Annotated in this window: 16 protein-coding genes; 12 read left to right on the top strand and 4 right to left on the bottom strand. The window is 72.6% G+C overall.

What is annotated here, in order from left to right:
* Nucleotides 1–53: 53 nt before the first annotated feature.
* Nucleotides 54–1,745 (top strand): PucR family transcriptional regulator, encoded by a 1,692-nt coding sequence (locus ACWEV0_RS13465; protein WP_453149237.1) that lies wholly within the window; start codon nt 54–56, stop codon nt 1,743–1,745.
* A gap of 6 nt (nt 1,746–1,751) precedes the next feature.
* On the opposite strand, the gene ACWEV0_RS13470 is transcribed toward ACWEV0_RS13465, so the two are convergent.
* On the bottom strand, nt 1,752–2,339 hold the full coding sequence (locus tag ACWEV0_RS13470; RefSeq protein ID WP_453149239.1) for an isochorismatase family protein: 588 nt from the start codon (nt 2,337–2,339) through the stop codon (nt 1,752–1,754).
* 195 nt (nt 2,340–2,534) lie between these two features.
* Between ACWEV0_RS13470 and ACWEV0_RS13475 the strand changes: the two genes are divergently transcribed.
* The 11 genes from ACWEV0_RS13475 (at nt 2,535) to menC (ending at nt 15,429) form a co-directional block, all read left to right on the top strand.
* Entirely contained in the window at nt 2,535–3,860 is a 1,326-nt protein-coding gene (locus tag ACWEV0_RS13475) for a serine hydrolase domain-containing protein (RefSeq protein WP_453149241.1), read from the top strand.
* Between the two features lie 21 nt (nt 3,861–3,881).
* A complete protein-coding gene (locus tag ACWEV0_RS13480) occupies nt 3,882–4,823 on the top strand; it encodes a serine hydrolase (protein ID WP_453149243.1) in 942 nt (313 codons plus the stop codon).
* Nucleotides 4,820–5,734 carry a serine hydrolase gene (locus ACWEV0_RS13485; protein WP_453149245.1) on the top strand — a complete coding sequence of 305 codons (915 nt, stop codon included), beginning with the start codon at nt 4,820–4,822 and terminating at the stop codon, nt 5,732–5,734. The genes ACWEV0_RS13480 and ACWEV0_RS13485 overlap by 4 nt, the downstream gene beginning before the upstream one ends.
* 244 nt (nt 5,735–5,978) lie before the next feature.
* On the top strand, nt 5,979–7,559 hold the full coding sequence (locus tag ACWEV0_RS13490) for an ABC transporter substrate-binding protein (protein ID WP_453149247.1): 1,581 nt from the start codon (nt 5,979–5,981) through the stop codon (nt 7,557–7,559).
* The gene (locus tag ACWEV0_RS13495) at nt 7,556–8,596 is read left to right on the top strand and encodes an ABC transporter permease (protein ID WP_453149249.1); all 1,041 of its coding nucleotides are present in this window, start codon (nt 7,556–7,558) and stop codon (nt 8,594–8,596) included. The genes ACWEV0_RS13490 and ACWEV0_RS13495 overlap by 4 nt, the downstream gene beginning before the upstream one ends.
* Nucleotides 8,596–10,413 carry a dipeptide/oligopeptide/nickel ABC transporter permease/ATP-binding protein gene (locus ACWEV0_RS13500; RefSeq protein ID WP_453149251.1) on the top strand — a complete coding sequence of 606 codons (1,818 nt, stop codon included), beginning with the start codon at nt 8,596–8,598 and terminating at the stop codon, nt 10,411–10,413. The genes ACWEV0_RS13495 and ACWEV0_RS13500 overlap by 1 nt, the downstream gene beginning before the upstream one ends.
* Nucleotides 10,410–11,102: an ABC transporter ATP-binding protein gene (locus ACWEV0_RS13505; RefSeq protein WP_453149253.1), complete on the top strand. Its 693-nt coding sequence runs from the start codon at nt 10,410–10,412 to the stop codon at nt 11,100–11,102. Before ACWEV0_RS13500 ends, ACWEV0_RS13505 begins: the two co-directional genes overlap by 4 nt.
* A gap of 82 nt (nt 11,103–11,184) precedes the next feature.
* A complete protein-coding gene (locus ACWEV0_RS13510; protein WP_453149255.1) occupies nt 11,185–12,207 on the top strand; it encodes a dipeptidase in 1,023 nt (340 codons plus the stop codon).
* 243 nt (nt 12,208–12,450) lie between these two features.
* A complete protein-coding gene (locus ACWEV0_RS13515; protein ID WP_453149312.1) occupies nt 12,451–13,533 on the top strand; it encodes a M20 family metallopeptidase in 1,083 nt (360 codons plus the stop codon).
* A complete protein-coding gene (locus tag ACWEV0_RS13520; RefSeq protein WP_453149257.1) occupies nt 13,530–14,288 on the top strand; it encodes a GNAT family N-acetyltransferase in 759 nt (252 codons plus the stop codon). The genes ACWEV0_RS13515 and ACWEV0_RS13520 overlap by 4 nt, the downstream gene beginning before the upstream one ends.
* 25 nt (nt 14,289–14,313) lie before the next feature.
* Nucleotides 14,314–15,429, top strand: coding sequence for an o-succinylbenzoate synthase (menC, locus tag ACWEV0_RS13525; protein WP_453149259.1), 1,116 nt, complete (start codon nt 14,314–14,316; stop codon nt 15,427–15,429).
* 424 nt (nt 15,430–15,853) lie between these two features.
* Here menC and ACWEV0_RS13530 read toward each other — a convergent pair whose 3' ends face one another.
* The 3 genes from ACWEV0_RS13530 to ACWEV0_RS13540 form a co-directional block, all read right to left on the bottom strand.
* A complete protein-coding gene (locus ACWEV0_RS13530) occupies nt 15,854–16,741 on the bottom strand; it encodes a methionyl-tRNA formyltransferase (protein WP_453149261.1) in 888 nt (295 codons plus the stop codon).
* Nucleotides 16,738–16,947: an MbtH family protein gene (locus ACWEV0_RS13535; protein WP_382534794.1), complete on the bottom strand. Its 210-nt coding sequence runs from the start codon at nt 16,945–16,947 to the stop codon at nt 16,738–16,740. Before ACWEV0_RS13535 ends, ACWEV0_RS13530 begins: the two co-directional genes overlap by 4 nt.
* A 125-nt stretch (nt 16,948–17,072) precedes the next feature.
* Nucleotides 17,073–23,627, bottom strand: coding sequence for an amino acid adenylation domain-containing protein (locus tag ACWEV0_RS13540; RefSeq protein ID WP_453149314.1), 6,555 nt, complete (start codon nt 23,625–23,627; stop codon nt 17,073–17,075).
* Nucleotides 23,628–23,930: the final 303 nt, after the last annotated feature.

Below are 23,930 nucleotides of genomic sequence, written 5' to 3' on the forward strand. Positions count from 1 at the left end.
CGCACCACATCGCAGGGCTGCGCGAGTCCTAACCTGCGGAGATGATCAGGCACATGTCGACGCACCCCGCCCGAAGCCTCAGCCGGGTGCTCGAGGACTTCGGCCACACGTTCCTGGACCTGCTGCACGGCGACCCCGACAAAGCCGGCGAGATCGGCGGCGTCGGCATCCACGATCCGTACGACGAACAGCACTACCCGGAGCGTGCCATCGTGCTCGGCGTCGGCGTCAACGGCGCGGAGGCGACCTCCCGGCTGCTGCGAAGTCTCGCCGCCCTCGGAGCCACCGCCCTCGTCGTCCGCGGCCCGGTCGACGACGCCGACGAGCTGGAGCCCGTAGTCGACGAGACCGGCGTCGCTCTGCTCGCCCTGACCCGCGGGGCCTCCTGGGCCCAGCTCGCGGCCATGCTGCGAACCCTGCTCGCCGAAGGCGACGTGGGCAGTGCGGGGGAGGGCGAGGAGCAGACCCTGGGCGGGGTGCCGTCCGGGGACCTCTTCGCCCTCGCCAACGCCATCGCCACCCTCCTCGACGCCCCCGTCACCATCGAGGACCGCCGCTCCCGCATCCTCGCCTTCTCCGGACGCCAGGACGAGGCGGACGCCCCCCGGGTGGAGAGCATCCTCGCCCGCCAGGTCCCCGAGCGCTATCTGCGCCACCACGAGGAACACGGCGTCTTCAAGGAGCTGTACCGCAGCGAGGGCCTGGTGCACGTCCCCGCGCCGACCCTCGGCGACGAGGCGGCGCTGCCGCGCGTGGCGGTCGCGGTCCGGGCCGGGGACGAGTTCCTCGGCTCCGTGTGGGCGGCCCTGCGCAAGCCCCTCACACCGGAGCGGGAGAAGGCGTTCCTGGAGGCGGCCAAGCTCGTCGCCCTCCACATGCTCCGCTTCCGGGCGGGCACCGACGCCGAGAACCGGCTGAGGGCCGACCTCGTCACGACCGCGCTCGAAGGCGGGGCCGGGGCGGTCGAGGCGCTCGGCCGGCTCGGCCTCGTCGACGAACCCACCCTCGTCATGGCCATGGGGCTCGCACCCGAGCAGGGCGAGGACCACGCCCACGTCACGGCCGAGCGCCAGCGCCTGGCCGCCGCCCTGGCCGTGCACCTCACCGCAGTACAGCCGCGTTCCGCCGTGGCGTTGCTCGGCGACGTAGCGTACGCACTCTTCCCCGTCCCCGGCGACAACGCCCACACCCGGGAACGCGCCCTGCAGGTGGCGGCGAACTTCCTCCAGCGCACCGGCGACCGCACCGGCGCCGTCATCGGGATCGGCTCGGTCGCCGATGAACCCGCGGCCCTCCCTCGATCGCGGGCCAACGCCGACCGGGCGCTGCGCGTGCTGTTCACCGGCCGGACGGGGAAGCGCGTCGCCTCGATCGCCGACGTGTACGTCGACGCCCTGCTCCTCGAGATGCGGGACCTGGCCGTTGCCAACCGCGACGAGCTGTCCGGCCCCCTCGCCCGCCTCGTCGCCTACGACGCCAAGCACAACGCCCACCTGGTGGAGACGCTACGGGCCTGGCTGGACGCCTTCGGGGACGTGATCACCGCCTCGGCGAGCGTGTTCGTCCACCCCAATACCTTCCGGTACCGGATCCGCCGGGTGGCCGAGGTCGGAGAGATCGACCTCCAGGATCCGTCGGCCCGGTTCGCCGCGATGCTGCAGCTGCGCCTGCTGGAACCGGGACGGACGCAGAAGGGCGGCGGGACCGGAACCGAAGGCCCGGGCCGCGCCGCCGTTGTCGACTGAACGGGGTCAGAGCCGCACGCCCGGCGGGAGCGTCAGGTCCGCGTGGGTGTCGTGGAAGGCGTCCGCGTCCTGGATGGTGCGCACCCAGTCGTAGAACAGCTCCTTCGTGGACAGCGTCTCGATGCCCCGGCCGGCCAGGCGCCGCAGGCCCCGCTCGTGGGCCTGACCGGGGGAGTACGCGGCATCGTCCACGACCACCACGCGCTTGCCCGCGTGGTGCAGCTGGATCGCCGAGTGCGCCACGCAGATGTCCGTCTCGATGCCGACCAGGATCATCGTCGTGCGTCCGGTGGCCTCGATCGCGGCGGCGATGCCGGGGTTGTCCCACACGGCGAAGGCGTTCTTCGGCAGCGTGACCGCCTCGGCCGGCAGCGCCTCTCGGATCTCCGGCACGGTGTGGCCGCCGGCCGCCGGGTCCTCCTCGGTCACCACGACGGGGACCTCCAGGCGGTCCGCCACGGACGTGATCCAGGCGATGCGCCGCACCATGTCGTGGAACCGCTGCCGGTCCACGTCGAGGCGGTGGGGCGGGTAGAAATCGGTCTGCACATCGATGATCACCAGGGCGCAGTCGTCGCGGTCGATCAGCGGCATCGTCGTCTCGTCTCCTCGTACGTCGGGTGCACGCCACCCTAGGAAGGCCGGACGCCCCCGGAGTCGTCCACCAGAACAAGCTCCGACCTGCACGTTCGTATCCCGGTACGAACCGTGCGGGCACCTTCGTACGTACGCTTCCGGTCAAGCTCACCGAGCCGCAACCAGACACCCCGAGCCACCCGGAGGGCGAGCGTGAAGGCCGACATCGAGCACTGGACGAGCCGCCTCGCGGAGCTCGCCGCCGACTCCGACGTGCCCGGCGCGAGCCTGGCCTTCTGGTACGGCGGCGAGCTGTACGAGTCCGCCACCGGCGTCCTCAACACCGCGACCGGGGCGCCGGTGCGCACCGACTCGCTGTTCCAGATCGGTTCGGTCACGAAGGTGTGGACCACGACCCAGCTGATGCTCCTCGCCGAACAGGGCCGTGTCACGCTGGACACCCCCGTCGCGGAGATCCTGCCGGAGTTCAGGGTGGGCGACCCCCGCGCCACCGAGGCGATCACGCTGCGCCACCTGCTCACCCACACCTCGGGCATCGACGGCGACCTGTTCCTGGACACCGGGCGCGGCCACGACTGCCTGCGCCGGTACGTCGAGGCGTGCGCCGACCTGGAGCAGACCTTCCCCGTCGGGGACTCCCACTCGTACTGCAACTCCGGCTTCGTCATCGCAGGCCGTGTCGTCGAGCAGCTCACCGGAAAGGTGTGGGACCAGGCCCTGCGCGAGCAGATCTGCGACCCGCTCGGCCTCACACACACCTGGACACTGCCGGAGGACGTCCTGCGCTTCGGCGCGGCCGTCGGCCACGACGAGCACGGCGCCGTGGTGCCGCAGTGGGGACTGCCCCGGTCCGTCGGCCCCGCGGGACTGATCTGCGCGCGGGCCGCCGACGTGGTCGCTTTCGGCCGTGCCCACCTCACCCCCGGAGCGCTCCTCGCCGACCCCGCCGTCCTGCGGCAGGCACAGGTCGATCTGCCCAATCCATACGGCGGCGGGCGGCAGTGGGGCATCGGCTGGAGCCTGGACGAGTGGGACGGCCACGAGGTCGTCTCCCACACCGGCGACACCATCGGCCAGCACGCCGCCCTCTGGGTCCTGCCCGAGCTGGGGACGGTCGTCGCCGCGCTGATCAACGGCGGCCGGAGCGTCGAGTTCCAGCACCGTCTCGTCACCGAGCTCCTCGCGGACCTGCACGCGATCGACGTCCCCGCCCCCATCGGACCCCCCGAGCCGTCCGTCCACGTCGACGTCGAACCCGTCACCGGCGTGTACGAGCGGGCCGGCAGCAGGATCCACGTGACCGCGCACGACGGCGGGCTGCGCCTGCGCACCGAACCCACCGGCATCCTCGTCGGCCTCGCCCGGTCCCGCACCCTCGACCTCGTCGCCGTCGACGCGACCACGTTCGTCGGCCGCGACGAAGGCGACTCGATCTGGGACGCGGTGGTGTTCGAGCGGCGCCCCGACGGCACCTCGTACCTCCACTACAGCGGCCGCGCCACCCCCAAGACCAGCTGACCTCCGCAGAATTGGATCCCCATGGCACCACCTTCCACCGCAGATGCGGCGACCTCAGCCCTTCGGGCCATCTTCGACGAGGCCGGAGTCGAGGGCTTCGTACACGCCCGCGACGTCGACGACGCCGACGGAGACCGCGAGGTCGCCTTCTGCGCCGACGCCCCCGTCATCGTCGCCTCCATCCGCAAGATCGCCGTCGCGGTCGCCTACGCCCGTCAGGCCGCCGCCGGAGCGCTCGACCGGGCCGCCCGCCACACCATCACCGCCGCCAACCGGGAGGGCGGCGGCATCGGCACCGACAGCTGCCGGCACGACGTCACCATGAGCACCCGCGACCTGGCTTTCTTCATGCTCTCCATGAGCGACAACGCAGCCACCGACAAGCTCATGGAGATCCTCGGCACGGACCGGGTACGCGCCGTCGCCGCCGAACTCGGCTGCCCGCGCCTTCCGGTCGGGCGCTACCGCGAGCTGTGGAACCCGGTCTGGGAGGAGCTCGGCCTCGACCCGGAGGGCGACATCGCCGCCCAGCTCGACCAGGTGAGCGAGGACCGGATCAGGGGCCTCGCCATGCTCGACCCCGCCCGTTCCGCGTCCAGCACGCCACGGGAGATCACGTCCATGCTGACGGCGATCTGGCGCGATCGGGCCGGACCCGCCGAAGCGTGCGCCGAGGTCCGTGAGCTCATGAGCCATCAGCTGTCCGTGCACCGCCTCGTCGCGGGCTTCGACGACGGCATCCGCGTCGCGGCCAAGAACGGCTCCCTGTGGGGCGTCCTCAACGAAGCCGCCGTCGTCGAGTACCCCGACGGCGGCCGCTACGCCGTCGCGGTCTTCCTGCGCACCGCCGCCCTCGGCGGCCGCAACCCGGCCGCCGACGCCGCGATCGGTCGCGCCGCACGGACCGCCGTCGACCACCTGCGCCGGACACCGGCCACCACCACACTCGAGGAGACGACATGACCACAGCCGCGCGGACGGCCGACGCCGACCAGGTCCACACCATCCTCTCGTCCACCTTCGCGCAGGCGCGCGCCGAAGGGTTCGTCCACGTCCGCGACCTCGACACGGGAGCGGAGTTCGGCCACGGCGCCGACACCCAGGTGGTGCTCGCGTCCGTCTTCAAGATCCCCATCGCCCTGGAGTACGCCCGGCAGGCAGCGGCGGGGGAGCTCGACCCGGCCCGGCGCCACAGGGTCACGGCCGCCTACAGGGCCGGCGGCAAGGGCACCGACGGTTGCGCGTACGACGTCGAGATGAGCGCCCGCGACCTCGCCTTCATGACGATGACGATCAGCGACAACGCCGCCACCGACCTGCTCCTGGACGTCGTCGGACCCGACCGGGTCCGCGCGACACTGGACGACCTGGGCTTCCCCGAGTTCGGGTTCTCCTCCTGCGCCGCCCTGGACGACGACATCCGCCGGGAACTCGGGCTCGATCCCGACCGCCCCCTCGACGACCAGCTCGCGGGCATCCCCGACGAACGGCTCCTCACCCTCCGCGCCTGCGCCCCCGGCACCAGCCCGTCGAGCACTCCACGCGAGGTGACCGCGCTCCTCGCCGCCGTCTGGCGCGACGAAGCCGGACCGGTCGGCGCCTGCGCCGAGGTCCGGGAGATCATGAGCCAACAGGTCTGGCAGCACCGCCTCGTCTCCGGCTTCCCCGAGCCGGACGTGCGGATCGCAGGGAAGACGGGCACCGACTTCGCCGTACGCAACGAGGCCGGCGTCGTCGAGTACCCGGACGGCAAGCGGTACGCCGTGGGCGTCTTCCTCCGTACGTCGACCGCGGCCACGCGGCAACCCCTCGCCGACCGTGCGATCGGTCGCGCCGCCCGGGCCGCCGTCGACCGTCTCCGCGCCGGAATCTGAACGAGCCACGCCGGGTCGAGCCACCCCGTGCACGCCGCCCCTCCGTACGGACACGCCACGCCACGCCCCGGACCGCATCGCCCGCGGTCCGGGGCCGACGCGTCTCCGAGACCGCCGCCCGGCTTGGGATCCCACACCCAACGAACCCCGCGGCTTTCGTCGCCCCGACTGAATCATTTCCGGCCACGAGCCGCGACTGTGGGGCAACTCTCCCGCTCCAAGGAGTCCCCCTATGAAGCCCCCGATGAAAAGAGCCAAGGCGATATCCGCCTGTCTCGCGGTGTCACTGCTGGCGGCCGGCTGCGGCAGCGTCGCACAGGCCGGGTCGTCCGGCGGTGACGCCTTCAGCTACGCGATCAAGAGCGACCCGGGACTGCTCGACCCCGCCCAGGTCCAGAACACGACCACGTACACCGCGCTGTCGCTGGCGTACGACACCCTGGTCCACGCCGGTTCCGACGGCCGGATCGTCTCCGGACTCGCCGAGAAGTGGGACGTCAGGCCCGCCTCCGTCACTTTCACCCTGCGCCGCGGCGTCACCTGCGCCGACGGAAGCCCGGTGACCGCGAGCACCGTCGCCGCGAACGTCGCCCACATCACCGACCCCGCCACCAAGTCGCCCGCGTACGGCGTCGTGGTCCCCGAAGGTCTCACCGCGAAGGCGGACGACACCGCCCGCACCGTGACCCTGTCGACGCCCGAACCCTTCGCCTTCATCCTGCAGAGCACCCGCTACCTCTTCATCGTCTGCGGGGCGGGTCTGAAGGACCGCGCCCTGCTGGCGAGCGGCACGTCCGGATCGGGCCCCTTCCGGCTCACCTCCGCCGAGCCGAACCAGAGCTACACCTTCGCCAAGCGCGACGGCTACGCCTGGGGACCGGACGGGGCGACCACCGCCGATCCCGCCATGCCCGGCTCGGTCGTGCTCAAGGTTGTCGGCAGCGAGCCGACGACCGCCAACCTGCTGCAGTCCCACGAGCTGAACGGCGCGCAGGTCGCCGGCCCCGACCGCGCCCGCGTCACCAACATCCCCGGCGTGACCACCACGGTCCAGGCCAACGGCACCCAGGAGTTCTTCTTCCACCAGGGCAAGGGCCACCCCGGCAGCGACCCTGCCGTCCGCAAGGCCCTGCTCCAGGCCGTCGACATGGACTCCCTCGGGGCGATCGCCACCGGCGGCACCGGCCGCACCCCCACCGGCCTGGTCATGGACCCCAAGCCCTGCCCCGGCGACACCGTCACCGGCCACCTGCCCGTCTACGACCCGATCGAGGCCAAGTCGACGCTGCACGCCGCCGGCTGGGTCCGAGGTCCCGACGGCGTCTGGGCGAAGGAAGGGAAGCGGCTCACGATCCGCATGATCTACGGCACGTCGTCGGGCGAGACGATGGCGGCAGCGGCCGAGTACCTGGCCGGAGAATGGAAGAAGATCGGCGCCGACGTCCGACTGCGGGCCGTGTCCGACGCCGCCTACGGCGAGATCGAAGCGGTCACCCAGGACTGGGACGTGGACTGGGCACCCCTCGGCGTCACCCTGCCCACCCAGCTGTTCGGCACCCTGTCCGGCCCCTTCACCCCCGACGGCGGCAACTTCGCCCACCTCACCAACACGGAGTACGAGAATCTCACCGCCCGGGCGAGCAAGCTGCCCGGCCCCGCCGGCTGCACCCTGTGGGACCGGTCGGAGCACGCCCTGTTCGAGAGCGGCGACATCGTCCCCGTCGTCGACAAGACCGTCACCGTCGCCGCCCACAACGCCACCTTCCGCATCACGTCGGGCCTCTTCGACGCGACATCGATCCGCATGACGGGAGGACGGAAGTGACCACCACGACCGATGCCCTCACCCCGCACGAGACGGCCCCAGCGGCCGAACCGCGCCGCCGCGGCCGACGGTTGACCCCGCTCTTCTTCGCGCGACAGCTGCTGCGCCTGGCCGGTTCCCTCGCCGTGCTCGTCGTCGCCTCGTTCGCGATGATCCACCTGATCCCCGGCGACCCGCTGCGCCAGATGCTCGGCCCCACCGCGCCGAAGGAACTGGTCGACCAGCGCAGGAGCGAACTCGGCCTCGACCAGCCGTTGCCGAGTCAGTTCACGCACTATGTCAAGCAGCTCCTCTCCGGAGACCTCGGCACCTCCTTCTTCTCTTCCCAGCCGGTGACCGACCTCATCGGCCAGGGCCTGCCCAACACCCTGGCCCTCGCGGTGCTCGCCACCCTCGTCGCCCTCGCCGTGGCCGTCCCGCTCGGCCTGTGGGCCGCCGTCCGCACCCACAACGGACGCCGGCGAGGCACCGAGACCGCCTTCACCACGCTCACCGGCGCGGCCGTCGCCATCCCCGAGTACCTCTACGGTCTGGCGCTGCTGCTCGTCCTCGCCCTGGGCCTCGGCCTGTTCCCGCCGGCCGGTCTGACCGGGCCCGCCTCCTTCGTGCTGCCCGTCACGGCCCTCGCCATCGCACCGGCGGCGATGATCGCCCGCCTGGCCCGGGTGGAGACCCTGCGCGAACTGGACACCGACTACATGCGCCTGGCCCACGCCAAACGCCTGCCCGCATGGCGGCTGTACGCGGTGCACCTGCTGCCGAACACCCTCACCGCGACTCTGACCATGGGCGGCCTGCTGCTCAGCGGTCTGATCACCGGCAGCGTCCTGGTGGAGAACGTCTTCGCCTGGCCCGGTCTCGGTCTGCGCACCGTCGAGGCCATCACGCAGAAGGACTACCCCGTGGCGCAGGCCATGATCCTCGTCTACGGCGCGCTCGTCCTCGTCGTCAACTTCCTCGTCGACATCCTGCTCGGGATCCTCGACCCCAGGTCGACACTGCCCACCCCGTCCGCCTCCACCCGCAGGGAGGGCTGATGCGCCGCCTGCTGAGAAACCCCGTCGGCCTGCTGGGCGCCGTACTCGTCGCCCTCATGGTCCTCCTCGCGATCGTCGGACCGCTGATCTGGCAGGACGCCGCCGACCAGATCAACCCCAAGGAGATCAGCCAGGGAGCGTCGTCCGCGCACCTGCTCGGCACCGACGCCCTCGGCCGGGACCTGCTCGCCCGAACCCTCGTCGCCACCCGGCTGACCCTCGGCCTGGCCTTCCTCGCCACCCTGATCGGCACCGTCTCCGGGATCCTCCTCGGCACCCTGCCGCAGATCCTGCCGCGACCGGCCGGCCGCGCGGTCGTCGCCGCGGTCGATCTCCTGGTGGCCTTCCCCGCCCTGCTGCTCGCCATGTTCACCGCCGTCGTCGCCGGGCTCGGCGCGCAGGGCGCGGTGCTCGGCATCGGCGTGGCCCTCGCACCGACCTTCGCCCGCCTCACCCACACCATGACGGCGACCGTCGCGGGGTCGGACTACATCGCCGCGGCCCGCATGCTGCGCGTGCCCCGCCGCCGCATCCTCACCCGGCACATCCTCCCCAACATCGCCGAACCGCTCATTCTCAACACCGCCCAGGCGATGGGCGGCGCCCTCCTCGGCCTGTCCGCGATGTCCTTCCTCGGCATGGGCGTCCAGGCACCCTCGTACGACTGGGGGCGCCTGCTCAACGAAGCCTTCGGGCACGTCTACGTCACCCCGTCCGTGGTCGTCGCGCCGGCGCTGGCCGTCACGCTCGCCGGTCTCGGCTTCATGCTGCTCGGCGACACCTTCGCCAAGGCCGCCGCGCACACGAACGAACCCGTCGGCAAGCCCGTCGCCCCCGTGGTGACCCCCGTCCGGGACGAACCAGTGCCGGACGCCGTCCTGGAGGTACGGGACCTCACCGTCGCCTTCCCCGGCGACATCACCCCCGTGCGCCAGGTGTCGCTGACCGTCCTCGAGGGCGAGATCGTCGGCCTGGTGGGCGAATCGGGCAGCGGCAAGAGCATGACCGCCGCCGCCATCGGGCAGATCGTGCCCTACCCCGGACTCGCCGGCAGCGCCCGCACGCGACTGGACGGGGTGGATGTGGACGGCCTCACGGACGCGGAGCGCCGCAAGCTGCTCGGCTCGTCCCTGGCGATGGTCTTCCAGGACCCCACCTCCTCGCTCAACCCGGCCCTGCGGGTCGGCGGCCAGCTCGCCGAAGTGGCCACTCTGCACGACGGCGTCACGCGCACCGAGGCACGGGCCCGCGCCGTCGAACGTCTCGGCACGGTCCGCATCAAGGAGCCGGCCGAGGTCGCCCGGCAGTACCCGCACGAGCTGTCCGGCGGTATGCGCCAGCGCGCCGTCATCGCGATGGGCCTCATGGGCACGCCCCGTCTGATCATCGCGGACGAGCCCACCACCGCGCTCGACGTCACCGTCCAGCGCGAGGTGCTGCGGGTGCTGCGCGAGGTGGTCGACGAGACGCGCGCGGGCGCCCTGTTCATCTCCCACGACATCGCCGTCGTCAGCGAACTGTGCGACCGGATCGCCGTCATGTACGCGGGCCGCATCGTCGAGGAACTCCCCGCCGACGGCCTCCACTACGCCCGGCACCCCTACACCCGCGCACTGGTCGGCTCGCTGCCGGACATGGACACCGACCGGTCGGGTCCGCTCAGCACCATCCCCGGCCGCCAGCCCGCGCCCGGCGACGTCGGCGACGGCTGCGCCTTCGCCGACCGGTGCGCCTTCGTCACCGCCCGCTGCGCGATCAGGCCCAAGCTCCTCGCCCGTACGGAAGACCACGCCGTGGCCTGCTGGGAGGTCCAGTGAACATCGACCGACTCACCGTCCGATACGGCTCCTTCACCGCCGTCGACGGCGTCAGCCTGGAGGTCCCCGAAGGCTCCGTGGCCGGTCTCGTCGGGGAGTCCGGCTCCGGGAAGTCCACCCTCGCCCGCGCCGTGGCGGGCCTGACCCCTTACCGGGGCACGGTCACCGGCGTCGCGCCCGGCCGGGTCCAGATGGTCTTCCAGGACCCCTACTCCTCGCTGAACCCGCGCATGAGCATCGGCGACGCCATCGCCGAAGGCACCCGCGCCCCGCGCGCCCAACGGGCGGCGAAGGTCGGGCGGCTCCTCGAACTGGTCTCCCTGCCGGCCACGTACGCGGGCAAGTACCCCCGCGAACTCTCCGGCGGCCAGCGCCAACGCGTCGCCGTCGCCCGCGCCCTCGCGGCCGGGCCCGAGCTGCTCATCGCCGACGAGATCACCTCCGCCCTGGACGTCTCCGTTCAGGGAGCCGTCCTCAACCTGCTGCGCGAGCTGCGCGGCGAACTCGGCCTGACCATGCTCTTCATCTCGCACAACCTCGCCGTCGTGCGGTACGTCTGCGACGCCGTCGCCGTCATGCACCACGGCCGGCTCGTGGAGTCCGGCCCCGTCGAAGAGGTGATCGGGGCGCCCCGGCACGAGTACACCCGCACCCTGCTCGACGCGGTCCCGCGCCTCGCCCGCGCCTGAGCCACTCGCTCCTCCTCCTGTCCGGCGGCCCACACCCCCGCAAGGGCCGCCGGACGTCTCCTCGTCGCCCGAAAGGACCGTCGTGTCCCACGACCTCCACCACCGTGCCGTCGTCGCCGACGCGCACAACGACCTCCTCATGGCCGTCGCCGCACGTCCCCCGAAGCGCTGGGGCTCCTTCTTCCGCGAACGCTGGCTGCCGCAGCTGCGCGCGGGCGGCATCGACATCCAGGTGCTGCCGGTCTTCATCGACGACCAGTACCGCCCCGAGGGCGCTCTCCGGCAGACCCTCCGCATGATCGAGTGCGCCCACGTCCTCGCCGAGGCCAACCCCGACCAGGTCGCCCTGTGCCTGAACGGCGACGACATCGACGCCGCCCTCGCCGAGGGCAGGATCGCCCTCGTCCTCGCCCTGGAGAGCGCGCCCGGCATCGACGCCTCCGTGGAGCTCTTCCCCACCCTCTTCCGGCTCGGTGTGCGGATGGCCTCGATCGCCCACTGGGGGCGCACCCCGCTCGCCGACGGCAGCCGTGAGGACGCCACCGGCAGCCGGCTCACGGTGCCCGGCGTCGAGGCGCTGCGGGAGATGGAGCGCCTCGGGATGCTCTTCGACATCTCCCACCTGGGCGCGAGCGGCGTCGCCCACGTCCTGGAGCTGGCCGCCCGGCCGCTGATCGCCACCCACTCCTGCGCCCGCGCCCTGCGCGACCACCACCGCAACCTCACCGACGAACAGATCCGCGGCGTGGCAGCCACGGGCGGCGTGGTGTGCGTGAACTTCGTACCGGACTTCCTCACCGATGACCAGGCGAAGGTGAGCACCGACCGGATCGTCGACCACATCGAGCACATCGTCTCCGTCGCGGGGATCGACCACGTCGGCCTCGGCTCGGACTTCGTACGCGAGGTCATGGCGGACGTCACTCCGCCCTGCTGCGAGAACCTCGACGACGAGGACCCGATGTTCGACTTCCCCGGCCTCGAAGGCCCTGCCGGAATGCCCCTGGTGACCGAGGCACTCGTCCGCCGAGGGCTGTCGGAAGCGGACATCCTGAAGATCCTCGGCGGGAACACGCGGCAGCTCATGACCAAGCACATGGGCTGACGGCCAGTGCTGCAGCGGTGCCCGGCGGGTCGTACGAACCGCCGGGCACCTCCCGTTCCACGGTCATTGGGTCCCCGGTACGAATCGGGCGCCCAGGTTGTCACCGCGCCACCAACCGGGCCGTGTCCGTCCTGCCTAGCGTGGCGGTCATCCCAACCTGGAGGAACCACCGTGCCGGTTGACCAAGAAACTCACCCCCTGCGAGCGGACCACGCGTCCGCCCCCGCGCCCGAGCTCGACGCCATGCTCGCCGACCTCGAAGAACTCGTCACCTGCGAGTCGTACTCCGCCGACCACGCCGCTGTGGCCCGCAGCGCTCAGGTGGTCGCCGATCTGGGCGCCCGACTGCTCGGCGCCCGCCCGGAGACGCTCGTGATCGACGGCGTCACCCACGTCCAGTGGACCTTCGGAACCCCGCGCGTCCTGCTCCTGGGCCACCACGACACCGTCTGGCCGATCGGCTCCCTCACGACCCACCCCTGGTCGGTGGCACGGGGCATCGCCCGCGGTCCCGGCGTCTTCGACATGAAGGCCGGCCTGGTCCAGATGTTCCACGCACTGGCCGCCCTGCCCTCCCTCGACGGGGTGTGCGTCCTCGTCACGGGCGACGAGGAGGTCGGCTCGGACACCTCCCGCCCGCTCGTCGAGGACCTGGCGCGTCAGTGCACGGCCACCTTCGTCCTGGAGCCCTCCGCAGCCGGAGGAGCACTCAAGACCGGCCGCAAAGGCGTCTCCCTCTACGACATCACGGTCCACGGCCGCGCCGCCCACTCCGGGCTCGAACCCGAGAAGGGCATCAACGCCGCGACCGAACTCGCGCACCAGATCCTCGCCCTGAGCCGGATCGCCGACACGGTGACCGCCGAAACCGGTCCGGGGACGACCGTCACCCCCACGCTGGCCTCGGCGGGCACCGCGAACAACACCGTTCCCGCCCGCGCCGACCTCAGCGTGGACGTACGTGTTCCCAGCGCCGCAGCCCAGGACTCTGTCGACCGGCTGATCAGGACCCTGCGGCCCGAACACCCCGACGCGCGCCTGAACATCACCGGCGGCCCCAACCGCCCGCCTCTGGACCCCGACGCCTCACGCGGGCTCTTCGCCCTGGCCGGCGACATCGCCACGCGACTCGGCCTTGACCCCCTGCGGCAGGCAGCCGTCGGCGGCGCTTCCGACGGCAACTACGCCGCCGGAGTCGGCTGCCCCACCCTCGACGGCCTCGGCGCCGTCGGTGACGGCGCCCACGCCGACCACGAACACGTCGTCACCGCCACCATGCCGGCCCGCGCCCGGCTCCTGGCCCACCTCGTCGGAGCGATGCAGTGACCGCACTCGACGTCAGGGAACTCCACACCATGGAGGACCTCGACACCGTCAGCCGCCTCTACGCCGGCATATGGGGCACGGCCGCCGACAGCCCGCCCGTCTCGGCCGAGGTGATGCGAGCCCTGTCCCACGCGGGCAACTACGTGGCCGGCGCCTACGAACAGGGCCGCCTGGTCGGCGCCTCCGTCGGCTTCTACGGCGACCCCGTCGGCACCACCCTGCACTCCCACATCACCGGCGCCTCCCAGGGCCGCGGCATCGGCCTCGCCCTCAAACTGCACCAGCGCCAATGGGCCCTCGCCCGCGGACTGGGGCGCATCACCTGGACGTACGACCCGCTGATCCGCCGCAACGCCCACTTCAACCTCGTCAAGCTCGGCGCCCGCCCCGAGGAGTACCTGCGGTCCTTCTACGGCGCCATGGACGACGCGATCAACGGCGGCGACGAGTCCGACCGCGTCCTGACCGCCTGGGACCTGACCGCGCCGGGGCCGTACACCTTCGACCTGCCCGCCGATGTCGCCCGTGGTGTCCGCGACGACGACGGCCGCCCCGTGATCGGCCCGACCGACGCCCACACCGTCCTCATCGACCTCCCCGACGACATCGAGTCCCTGCGCCGAACGGACCCGGGCGCCGCCCGCGACTGGCGGCTGGCCGTACGGCACACCCTCGGCGGCCTGCTCGCCGAGGGAGCGCGCGTCGCCGGCTTCCACGACCGACGCAGCTACGTCATCCACCGCACCACCCCCTGACCGACGCACCAGGAGCCACCCGCACATGAAGACCACGATCTCCGGCGTCGAACTGCGCCGCATCGCCATGCCGCTCGTCGCCCCCTTCCGCACTTCCTTCGGCATCGAGACCAGCCGCGACGTCCTCCTCGTCCGCGTCGTCACCTCCGACGGAATCGAAGGCTGGGCCGAGTGCGCGGCCATGTCCGAGCCCCGCTACTGCTCCGAGTACGTCGACGGGGCCCACGACGTCCTGCGTCGCTTCCTCGTCCCGGCCCTGCCCAAGGAGGGCGTGGACGCGGCGACCGCCGGCCGCGCATTGGAACCCTTCACCGGCCACCACATGGCGAAGTCGGTCCTGGAGACAGCAGTCCTCGACGCCCAACTCCGGTTGTCCGGCGAGTCCTTCGCGGCCCATCTGGGCGCTGCCCGCGACCGCGTCCCCTGCGGCGTCTCCGTCGGCATCATGAACTCGATACCCGAGCTCCTGGACGCCGTGGACGGCTACGTCGCCGAGGGCTACGTCCGCATCAAGCTGAAGATCGAGCCCGGCTGGGACGTCGAACCCGTCCGCGCCGTCCGCGAACGCTTCGGCGACGACCTCCTCCTCCAGGTCGACGCCAACGCCGCCTACACCCTGGTCGACGCCCAACAGCTCGCGAAGCTCGACGACTTCGGCCTCCTGCTCGTCGAACAGCCCCTCGCCAACGACGACATGGTCCAGCACGCCCAGCTCGCCAAGCTGTTGCGCACCCCGATCTGCCTGGACGAGTCCATCGAGTCCGCCGCCGACGCGGCCGCGGCCATCACCCTCGGCGCCTGCTCGATCATCAACATCAAGCCGGCCCGCGTCGGCGGCTACCTCGAAGCCCGCCGCATCCACGACATCGCCCGCGCCCACGGCGTCCCCGTCTGGTGCGGCGGCATGCTGGAAACCGGCATCGGCCGCGCCGCCAACATCGCCCTCGCCGCCCTCCCCGGCTTCACCCTGCCCGGCGACACCTCGGGCTCCCACCGTTACTTCGCCACGGACATCACGAAGCCGTTCGTCCTGGCGGACGGCCACCTCGACGTCCCGACGGGCCCGGGGCTCGGCATCGAGCCGCTCCCTGACGTCCTGAAGGAGGTCACCACCTCCACCGAGTGGATCGAGCTCTCATAACCCACCGAGAATGGCCGGATCCTCCCGAAGGCTCCCTGGGCGCAACCACGCCCAGGGAGCCTTTGCCGTTCCTCGTCGACGGGGACGGAACAACCGTGCTGGATTCTGCCCCCAGCACGAACGAAAGAGCCTGCTGCTCCGGCACATTGGAACCACCGCACCGCGTGCCGCCAGGAGCCTGTACACCCGTGAGCATCCACGACGTCACGCAGCCCGCCCGCCCTGTCGACTCGGCTGAACCACAGTTCCCGACGGTGGGCGGGCCCTCCACCCCTCTGCGTAGAGGAACAGAGGGCGCCCCCTCCCGCGTGCTCTCCGCGAGCCGTTCTCCGAGGCATCCGCCGATGTCGGCCCCTTCATCGGTCCCCCGCTCCGCCTGGAGGGCAGGGGCGCGCTCGGGGGCGAACGCCCTCTGCCGCGGGCCCTAGTCCAGCGGGTCGGCGGCCAGGACCCAAAGGTCACCGGTGCCGCACGTGATGCGGCGTCCGGTGCTGGCCGGTGGCTGTTCCAGCGTGGTGCGGCGCAGCCGCCAGCGTGTTCCGTCGATCATCGCTACCGGTCCCTGCACGCGGGGGTGGTGGCCGGCGATGTTCCACGCGCGCACCTGGGTGTGGATGTGCGCGGCTTGAGCGGACCAGTCCACTGTGGCGTAGTCCTCCGAGAAGAATCCGGCCCAGGTGGCCTCGCGCTGCGGCTGCGGTTCGCCCGCGTCGCCGCGCACCAGTCGCCGCAGCACCTTCGGCAGCATCTCCGAAGCGGCCTCCAGCACACGGGAGTTGACTCCGGTGAACGACCAGACCTGTTCGTCCAGGGCGATCGTCGTACGGGCCAGTACGGAGCCGGTGTCCAGTTCCGCGTCCATTCGGTGCCAGGTCACGCCGATCTGCCGCTCCCCGTTGCGAACGGCCCAGCCGACAGGGTTCGGGCCCCGGTAGGAGGGCAGGTCGGAGGGGTGGCAGTTGATCGTTCCGAGGCGTGGGGCGGCTACGGCCGAGGCGGGCAGCTTCCTTGGATAGCCGTAGCTGACGGCCACGTCCACACCGTAGGCGCGCAGGAGCCCGGCAACGGATTCCGTTCGGGAGGGTACGGCCAGATCCACCCCCGGTGGCAGGTCGTGCTCGCCCAGTACGTGCCCGGGCCAGTCGGCGGGGCGCCGGTGGCCGATCACGACCGGGACCCGGTGTCCCAGGGTGCGCAGCGCGTCGACCAGTGGAGGAGCCGTCTGTGGCAGCGCCGCCACGATGGCGATGTCCAGTGCGGGAGCGTCCTGATCGTGCCGCGTCGCCGCCTGTGGTGTCTGCGGGGCGGTCATCGAGCGGCCTCGGCAGTCCGCAGGGAACGCGGCCGCAGGTCGGTCCAGGACGTCTCGATCCAGGCCAGGCAGGTGGTCCGGTCGGCGCGGGGGTGCACCTCGCGCCAGCCGTCCGGGACAGTGATGTGGGCAGGCCAGAGGCTGTGCTGATCCTCGTCGTTGGCGAGCACGAGGAACGTGCCGTCGGGGTCGTCGAAGGGGTTCATGAGTCTCCTTGCCGGGGGCGGCTCGATCCGCCATCGGATGGTGCTGTGACTGGTCAAGGGAGGAGCGGAATGGTGTCGATGAGCCCGGCCGGTCCTTGCCGCTGCGGGCCGGGACCGGCTCTCGGTCAGCGGCGTGGGGATGCGGGGACTCCGCCGGGAGCGGGTGGCACGGTGCGCGTGGTGGATGCGGCCGGCGCGATGCCCGGCTTCCCCGCCGGCGCGGGTGGCGTGGTGAGGGTGGCGGCCAGGGCGGCCGGTGTGGCCCGCCGCATCACCTGGTCCAAGGTGACCGCGGGGCCCATGTGTTCCCGCAGGCGCTGGAGCAGGCGGGCCGCGAGCAGCGAATGGCCGCCCAGGTCGAAGAAGTTGTCGTCGATGCCGACCCGCTCCAGGCCCAGGACGTCGGCGTACGCCTCGGTCACCACCCGCTCGGCCGGTGTGCGCGGCTCCCGGATCCGGGCCGGGGTCCGCTGTGGTTCGGGCAGGGCCCGGCGGTCCACCTTGCCGTTGACGGTCAGCGGCATGCCGTCCAGGACGATCACCCGGGCGGGCAGCATGAAGTCCGGCAGCGCCTGGGCCAGCGCGTCGCGCAGGGCCCCACCCTCCAGAGGCGCACCGGTCTCGGACGCGCCCACCGCGTAACCGGTGAGCTCCTTGCCGCCGCGTCCGTCCGGCCAGGCCACCACTGCGGCCTGCACCACGCCGGGGAGCGCGGCCAGGGCGGCCCGCACCTCGTCCGGCTCGATCCGGTGCCCACGGATCTTGACCTGGTCGTCGTTGCGGCCGGTGAATTCCAGCGTGCCGTCCGGCAGCCTGCGGGCCAGGTCGCCCGTGCGGTACATCCGCGAGCCGGGCGGCCCCCAGGGATCGGCGACGAACCGCGCGGCGGTCAGCCCCGGCCGGCCCAGATAGCCGCGGGCCACCTGGTCGCCCGCCAGGTACAGCTCGCCCGCCAGCCCGTCGGGGACCGGCCGCAAACCCGCGTCCAGCAGCATCACCCGGGATCCGGGCACCGGGACGCCGATGCCGGGACGCGCCGGCCAGTCGGCCGGCTGCCCGGCGACCTCGCCGGCGGTCACCACGTGCGTCTCGGCCGGGCCGTAGTGGTTGTGCAGGCGCTTGTCGCCGCGGGTACACAGGGCGCGCAGTTGCGGTCCGATTACCAGCGCCTCACCGGCCTGCACCAGGTGCCGCAGGTCGGGCAGCAACTCCCGGTCCCCGTCGGCGAACTCGCACAGGGCGGCCAGCACGGGCGTCGGGGCGAACAGCTCGGTCACCCGGTGGTCCCGCAGCCAGGCGGTCCACGCGGCGGCGTCGGCCCGGGTGTCGGCGTCCGGGACGGCCAGCGTCCGCCCCGTGCACAGCGCGGTGAGGACTTCCTGGGTCGCGACGTCGAAGGCCATCGAGGTGAACTGGGCCGTCACCGCGCCCGGTTCGGCGGGGAAGCGGCGCTCGTGCCAGTCCACCAGCCGGTCCATGGCGGCGCCGGGCATCACCACCGCCTTCGGCGTGCCCTGCGTCCCGGAGGTGTGCACCACATAGGCCGGGTGACCGGGCAGCCGTGCCGGTCGTACCGTGCGGTCGCCGTACAGCGGCTCGGGGGACACGTGGCGGGGCTCCAGCGGCATCCGCGGCACGGCGGCGTCGACCAGCGCCAGGGCCTCGTCGAACTCCGGCTGCTGGACGAGGAGCGCGGGGCGCCCCTCCGCGGCCAGGGCCGCCACGCGGGGAGCGGGATGGCGCGGGTCCAACCACAGGTAGGCGGCACCGGCCTTGAGTACCGCGAGCATCGCGGTCACCGCGTACCGGCCGCGCCGCAGGCACAGGGCCACCACGTCCTCGGCCCCCACGCCCCGGGCGGCGAGCTCTTCCGCCAGCCGGTCCGAGGCCGCGTCCAGACCCCGGTAGTCCAGTACCCCGTCCCCGTCCACCACGGCCGCCCGCCCGGGGGCCGTGCGCACGTGCGCCGCGAACCGCTCCAGCACCGGCACCACGTCGGGCAGCCGTTCGGCCCCCTGCGGTCGGCCCGCCCCGATCGCGGGTGTGACCGGGTGGGTGGCGGGCACGGACAGATCGGCGGCCAGCGCGTCCAGAGCCTCGACGAACCGTGCGCCGATCTCCCGGGCTCCGTCTTCGCCGAGCTTGTCCGGCTGGTACTGCACCCGGATCCTCATCCGCTCGCCGGGCGAGACCAGCACGCACAGCGGGTAGTGCGTGCCGTTCTCCACCCGGCTGGACGTCACCCGCAGATCCGCTCCCCACCGCGTGGCGAAGGAGTCGGTGTACGTCTCCAGCACCACGACGGTGTCGAAGAGCTCGCGCAGCCCGGCCGCCCGGATGATCTCCGCCAGGCCCAGGTGCTGGAAGGGCATCATCTCGGTCCGCTGCTCCTGGAGGGCCGCCAGCAGGCCGCCCCGGTCGCCGGCCGTCGTGGTGTCCACCCGTACCGGCACGGCGTTGTTCATCAGGCCGACCATGGACTCGACGCCGGGCAGGTGGGGCGGGCGGTCGGCGACGACGGTGCCGAACACCACGTCGGTGCGGCCGGTCAGCTGGGCGAGGACCAGTGCCCAGGCGCCCAGGACCAAGGTGTTCAGGGACAGCGCCCGCTCGCGGGCCTTCGCCCGCAGGGCGGCCGTGCGCTCGGCCGGCAGTTCGAGCAGCACCTGGTGCGGACGGGCCCGGCCCTCGCCGCCGGGCGAGGTCAGCAGCGTCGGTTCGGTCGCGCCACCGAGCAGGGCCTTCCAGTGCTTGCCCGCCAGCTCCACGTCCTGATCGGTGACATGGCGCAGATAGGCAAGCGCTGACGGCCGGGCGGTGAGTCCTGGCACGGCGCCCGAGGCGGCCTGCCCGTACAGGTCGGCCAGGTCGGCCAGGGCCACCTGCATCGACCAGCCGTCCATGAGGATGTGGTGGTAGCTCAGCAGCAGCCGGGACCGTCCCTCGCCCAGGCGCAGCAGCACGGCCCGCAGCAGCGGCGGCACGGCCAGGTCGAACGGCTCGTCCCGGTCCCGTCGGCTCTCCTCGTCGGCGGCACGTTCCCGGTCCGGCTCTGGCAGCCGGGTGAGGTCGGTTTCCCTCAGCGGGACCTCGACCGTCTCCGGCACGGACTGCACGGCCCGCCCCTGGCAGTCCCACCGGAACCCGGCTCGCAGAGCCGGATGCCGGTCGGTGAGCGCGGACAGCGCCGTGCGCAGCGCGGCCGAGTCCACCGGGCCTTCCAGGTCGAGCACGGTCTGGACGTGGTATGGATCCGCGGCTCCGTCGCCCTGGTGGGCGTGATAGAGCAGCCCTTCCTGGAGTGGGGAGCACGGCCAGCGCTCCTCCGTGCGCTGCGCGGGCACGGCCGGTGCACCGGCTCGCTCCCGCTCCCGCGTGCCGGCGTCCGCCACGCGGGCCAGTGTGGCGAGCACCCCGGCCCATTCCGCTGCCAGGCCCGCAGCGTCGTCGTCGTCCACCAGCCGGGTCGACCAGCGCCAGACGGCGGTCAGCAACGGCTCCCCGGTGCGCTCGTCGACGACGGCGTTGACCTCCAGCGGGTGGGACAAAGGCTGCCGGGAGGCCCGATGGATGCCGAGGACGGGCGCCTCGGCGGCGTACGGCCACAAATCACGGCCCGGAACGGCGTACCGCCCCAGATAGTTGAAGAGCACCGGCCGGCCCGGTGCGGCGGCCAGGAGTCCGGCCGTCTGGGGGTGCAGGTGGCGCAGCAGGCCGTACGACGCACGGTCTTGTGGCAACCGTCGCCACTGCTGCTGGATGGCGCGCACCGCCTCGGCGAGGGCCGACTCCTCGGCACCCGGGTCCGCCGCCGGGCGGGCGGCCTGCGCGGGGCACTCGAGACGGACGGGGAACATGCAGGTGAACCAACCGACGGTTGCGGAGACTTCGGTGTCGGTGGCGCCCGCCAATGCGTCCCGGCCGTGCCCCTCGGTGTCCAGCACCAGCGTCCGGGGACCGCCGCGGCGGGTTGCCGCCACCGCCAGCGCGGCCAGCAGGAGCTCCTGCGTCGTGGCGCCGTAGTGGGCCGGGGCCGTGGTGAGCAGGGCCCGGCCGACCTCGGGCGGGAGCACCGAATCCAGGGTGCGGGAGGTGGCGATGGTGTCCCGTCCGGGGTCGAGTTGCCCGCGCGCGGGCCAGGGCGTGGCCGCCGGGACGCTCGCCGCCCGCCAGTGCGGCAGCGTAGCCAGCACCTCGGCGCTGTCCGCCCGGGCGTTGTGCGTCTCCACCCAGCGGCGGTACGGAGTGGCCGTCCCCCAGGCGCCCAGACTGCTCGGGTCCTCGGCGGCCCTGGCCAGGTCCTGGGTGAGGACCTGCCAGGAGACCCCGTCCACGACCAGATGGTGTACGGCCAGCAGCAGCCGTCCCGGGCGTGCGGAGCCGGCGTCCCACCACACGGCGCGGAGAGTACGCCCCGCGGGCAGGTCCAGCGTCCGCATCGCGCGCCCCACCGCCTCCTGGACGGTGCGGGGGGAGGGCGCTTCCAGGACTTCCCGCACGTCCACCACGTCCAGGAGGGCGCTCGCCACCACCTCGCCCGGCGGCAACACCTCGGGTTGCCACACGGCCTCGGTGGAGGGGTCGGGGAGCCGGGTACGCAGGGCGTCGTGCCGGTCGAGCACCGCCTGCAGGGCCGCCACGAGCGCCCCGCGCTCCAGGCCGGGCGGCGTCTCGACCAGCACCGACTGGACGAATTCGGCGACGCCGTCGCCCTGTTCGCGTAGCCACAGGGCGATGGGCGGCAGCCCAAGGCTGCCGGTGGCCGACTGGTGCAGGAGGTCAGCGGCCGGTACCGCGGCCTGCGCGGCGGCGGCCAGGGCGCCAGGGGTGCGCAGCCGGAAGACGTCCTGCGAGCTGATGGCCACGTTCTCCCGGCGCACCCGGCTGACCAGGCGCATCGCGGTGATGCTGTCGCCGCCGAGCGCGAAGAAGTCGTCGTCGGTACCTGCATCGGGCAGGCCGAGCACCTCGGCGAAGGCCGCGCACAGTGCCCGCTCGGCGGCCGTGCTCGCCGTGCCGGAACCCGCTCGGACGGCGGCGGGAGCGGGCAGCGCCGCCCGGTCCACCTTGCCGTTCACGGTCAGCGGGATGTCGTCGATCAGCAGCACGGCGGTGGGCACCAGGTACTCGGGCAGTACGCGCGTGAGCCGGTCGCGGAGATCCTCCCCGGTGACCCCTGTGGCGTCGCGCTCGGCGACCGCGTAACCGATCAGCCGACCGTCCCGCGCGACCACGACCGCCCGGGCGACCCCGGGCAGGGCAGCCAGGGCGGCGCGTGCCTCACCCGGCTCGACCCGGTGGCCGCGGATCTTGACCTGGTCGTCGTCGCGCGCCAGGTACTCGAGGGCGCCGTCGGGGCCGCGCACGGCGAGGTCGCCCGTGCGGTACATGCGGGCACCGGCCGGGCCGTACGGGTCGGCGACGAAGCGTTCGGCGGTCAGGCTGGGCCGGTTCAGGTAGCCCCGGGCGACCTGTTCCCCCGCGACGTACACCTCGCCGGCCTCGCCGGCCGGCACCTCGGCCAGATCGGCGCCGAGTAGCCGTACGGCGGTCCCGGGCAGGCCGGTGCCGATCGGCACCCGTGCCTCCGGTACCGGCTGCCCTGGCGGCAGGGGGTGCAGGGTGGTGAAGGTGGTGCACTCCGTCGGGCCGTAGACGTGACCCAGCGCGACCTGCGGACAGGCGGCCCGGACCTGCGCGAACGCCCGCGGGTCGGCGGCCTCGCCACCGGTGAGGACCGTGTGCAGCCCTCGCAGCGCGCCCGGGTCGTCCGCGGCGATCTGGTTGAACCAGGCGGTGGTGAGGAAGACGCCGGTGACGCCATGAGTGGCGACCAGAGCGGCCAGCCGGTGCGCGTCCACCCGGTCCTCGCCCGGGACGACCACCGTGCCGCCTCGGGTGAGCGGCAGCCACAGGTCATGGCTGAGCGCGTCGAAACCGAGCGCTGAGACCAGCGCCGTCACCCGGTGCCCGGGCCCGTCCCAGTGCGGATCGGCGGCGAAACGCCCCAGGTTGCGGTGGGTGATCTGGACGCCTTTGGGGCGGCCGGTGGAACCGGAGGTGTAGAACACGCAGGCCATGCGGTCGAGTTCGCCGTCCGGTACGGCCGGGCACAGCGCCTCGGCCGAGAAGGACGCCGCACCGGGAGAAGCCGTCACGGCGACGGGCCGCGGACCGCCCGGGCGCGCGGTCTCCTCTGCCGGCACGAGCACCGCCACGCATCCCGCGTCGGCCTCGACGGCCGCCAGCCGCTCGGCCGGCGTACGCGGGTCCAGCACCACGGCGGCGGCGCCGGTTTCGAAGACCGCGAGCAAGGCGACCACCAGCCGGGCCGAGCGCGGTAGCCGCACTGCGACCGTCGCCCCCGGAGCGACCCCGGCCTGACGCAGTTGACCAGCCAACTGCCCTGCGCCAGACACGAGTTCGCCGTACGACCAACTCCTTCCGCCGTCTTCGATGACTGCGGTCCGGTCCGGTTCGCGGAGTGCGACTGTGGCGACGGCGCGGTGCACGGGCAGAGGGACACCGGTGTCGCCGAACGGATGGGCGGGTGCCCGCGTCGCTGCTGAAAAGATCATGGACGCCATCCAAGAGGCATCGAAGTGATGCCCCGTCCGGGCGCCACCCGGATGGCGCAACCGGACCATCCGAACGGGTGCACAAGATCTTCGCGCCCCCATTGGCCCGGCTAACTCCACTTCTCCGACGCGAAGTTCGACGGTATCCACCGGTCAGGGGGGCGTGCGGCCTCTACTGTGCGCTCCCGGCCGCCGACGCGGAGCGTCTGCTGCGTCGAAGGTGACGCGGAGGTCGTCGAGACCAAGCTCTTCATGCAAGGGAGCGCGCTTTGCCCGGGGCGGCCGTCAGTAGCTGTCCTTGGAGCACGACCCGGCGCGCAGGTCATCTCTTGAAGAGTGTTTTGTCCCAGCAGGGCTGCTTGAGAAGTTGACGGTCGGTCGCCGCTCAGGGCTGCCGGCCAGTAC

Source organism: Streptomyces sp. NPDC003943, assembly GCF_053605265.1.

Bases quoted from the DNA above. Each gene is read 5' to 3' on its own strand.
- ACWEV0_RS13515 (WP_453149312.1), top strand. From the start codon at position 12,451: ATGCTCGCCGACCTCGAAGAACTCGTCACCTGCGAGTCGTACTCCGCC.
- ACWEV0_RS13480 (WP_453149243.1), top strand. From the start codon at position 3,882: ATGGCACCACCTTCCACCGCAGATGCGGCGACCTCAGCCCTTCGGGCC.
- ACWEV0_RS13465 (WP_453149237.1), top strand. From the start codon at position 54: ATGTCGACGCACCCCGCCCGAAGCCTCAGCCGGGTGCTCGAGGACTTC.
- ACWEV0_RS13530 (WP_453149261.1), bottom strand. From the start codon at position 16,741: ATGACCGCCCCGCAGACACCACAGGCGGCGACGCGGCACGATCAGGAC.
- ACWEV0_RS13535 (WP_382534794.1), bottom strand. From the start codon at position 16,947: ATGAACCCCTTCGACGACCCCGACGGCACGTTCCTCGTGCTCGCCAAC.
- menC (WP_453149259.1), top strand. From the start codon at position 14,314: ATGAAGACCACGATCTCCGGCGTCGAACTGCGCCGCATCGCCATGCCG.
- ACWEV0_RS13540 (WP_453149314.1), bottom strand. From the start codon at position 23,627: ATGGGGGCGCGAAGATCTTGTGCACCCGTTCGGATGGTCCGGTTGCGC.
- ACWEV0_RS13470 (WP_453149239.1), bottom strand. From the start codon at position 2,339: ATGCCGCTGATCGACCGCGACGACTGCGCCCTGGTGATCATCGATGTG.
- ACWEV0_RS13485 (WP_453149245.1), top strand. From the start codon at position 4,820: ATGACCACAGCCGCGCGGACGGCCGACGCCGACCAGGTCCACACCATC.
- ACWEV0_RS13490 (WP_453149247.1), top strand. From the start codon at position 5,979: ATGAAAAGAGCCAAGGCGATATCCGCCTGTCTCGCGGTGTCACTGCTG.
- ACWEV0_RS13500 (WP_453149251.1), top strand. From the start codon at position 8,596: ATGCGCCGCCTGCTGAGAAACCCCGTCGGCCTGCTGGGCGCCGTACTC.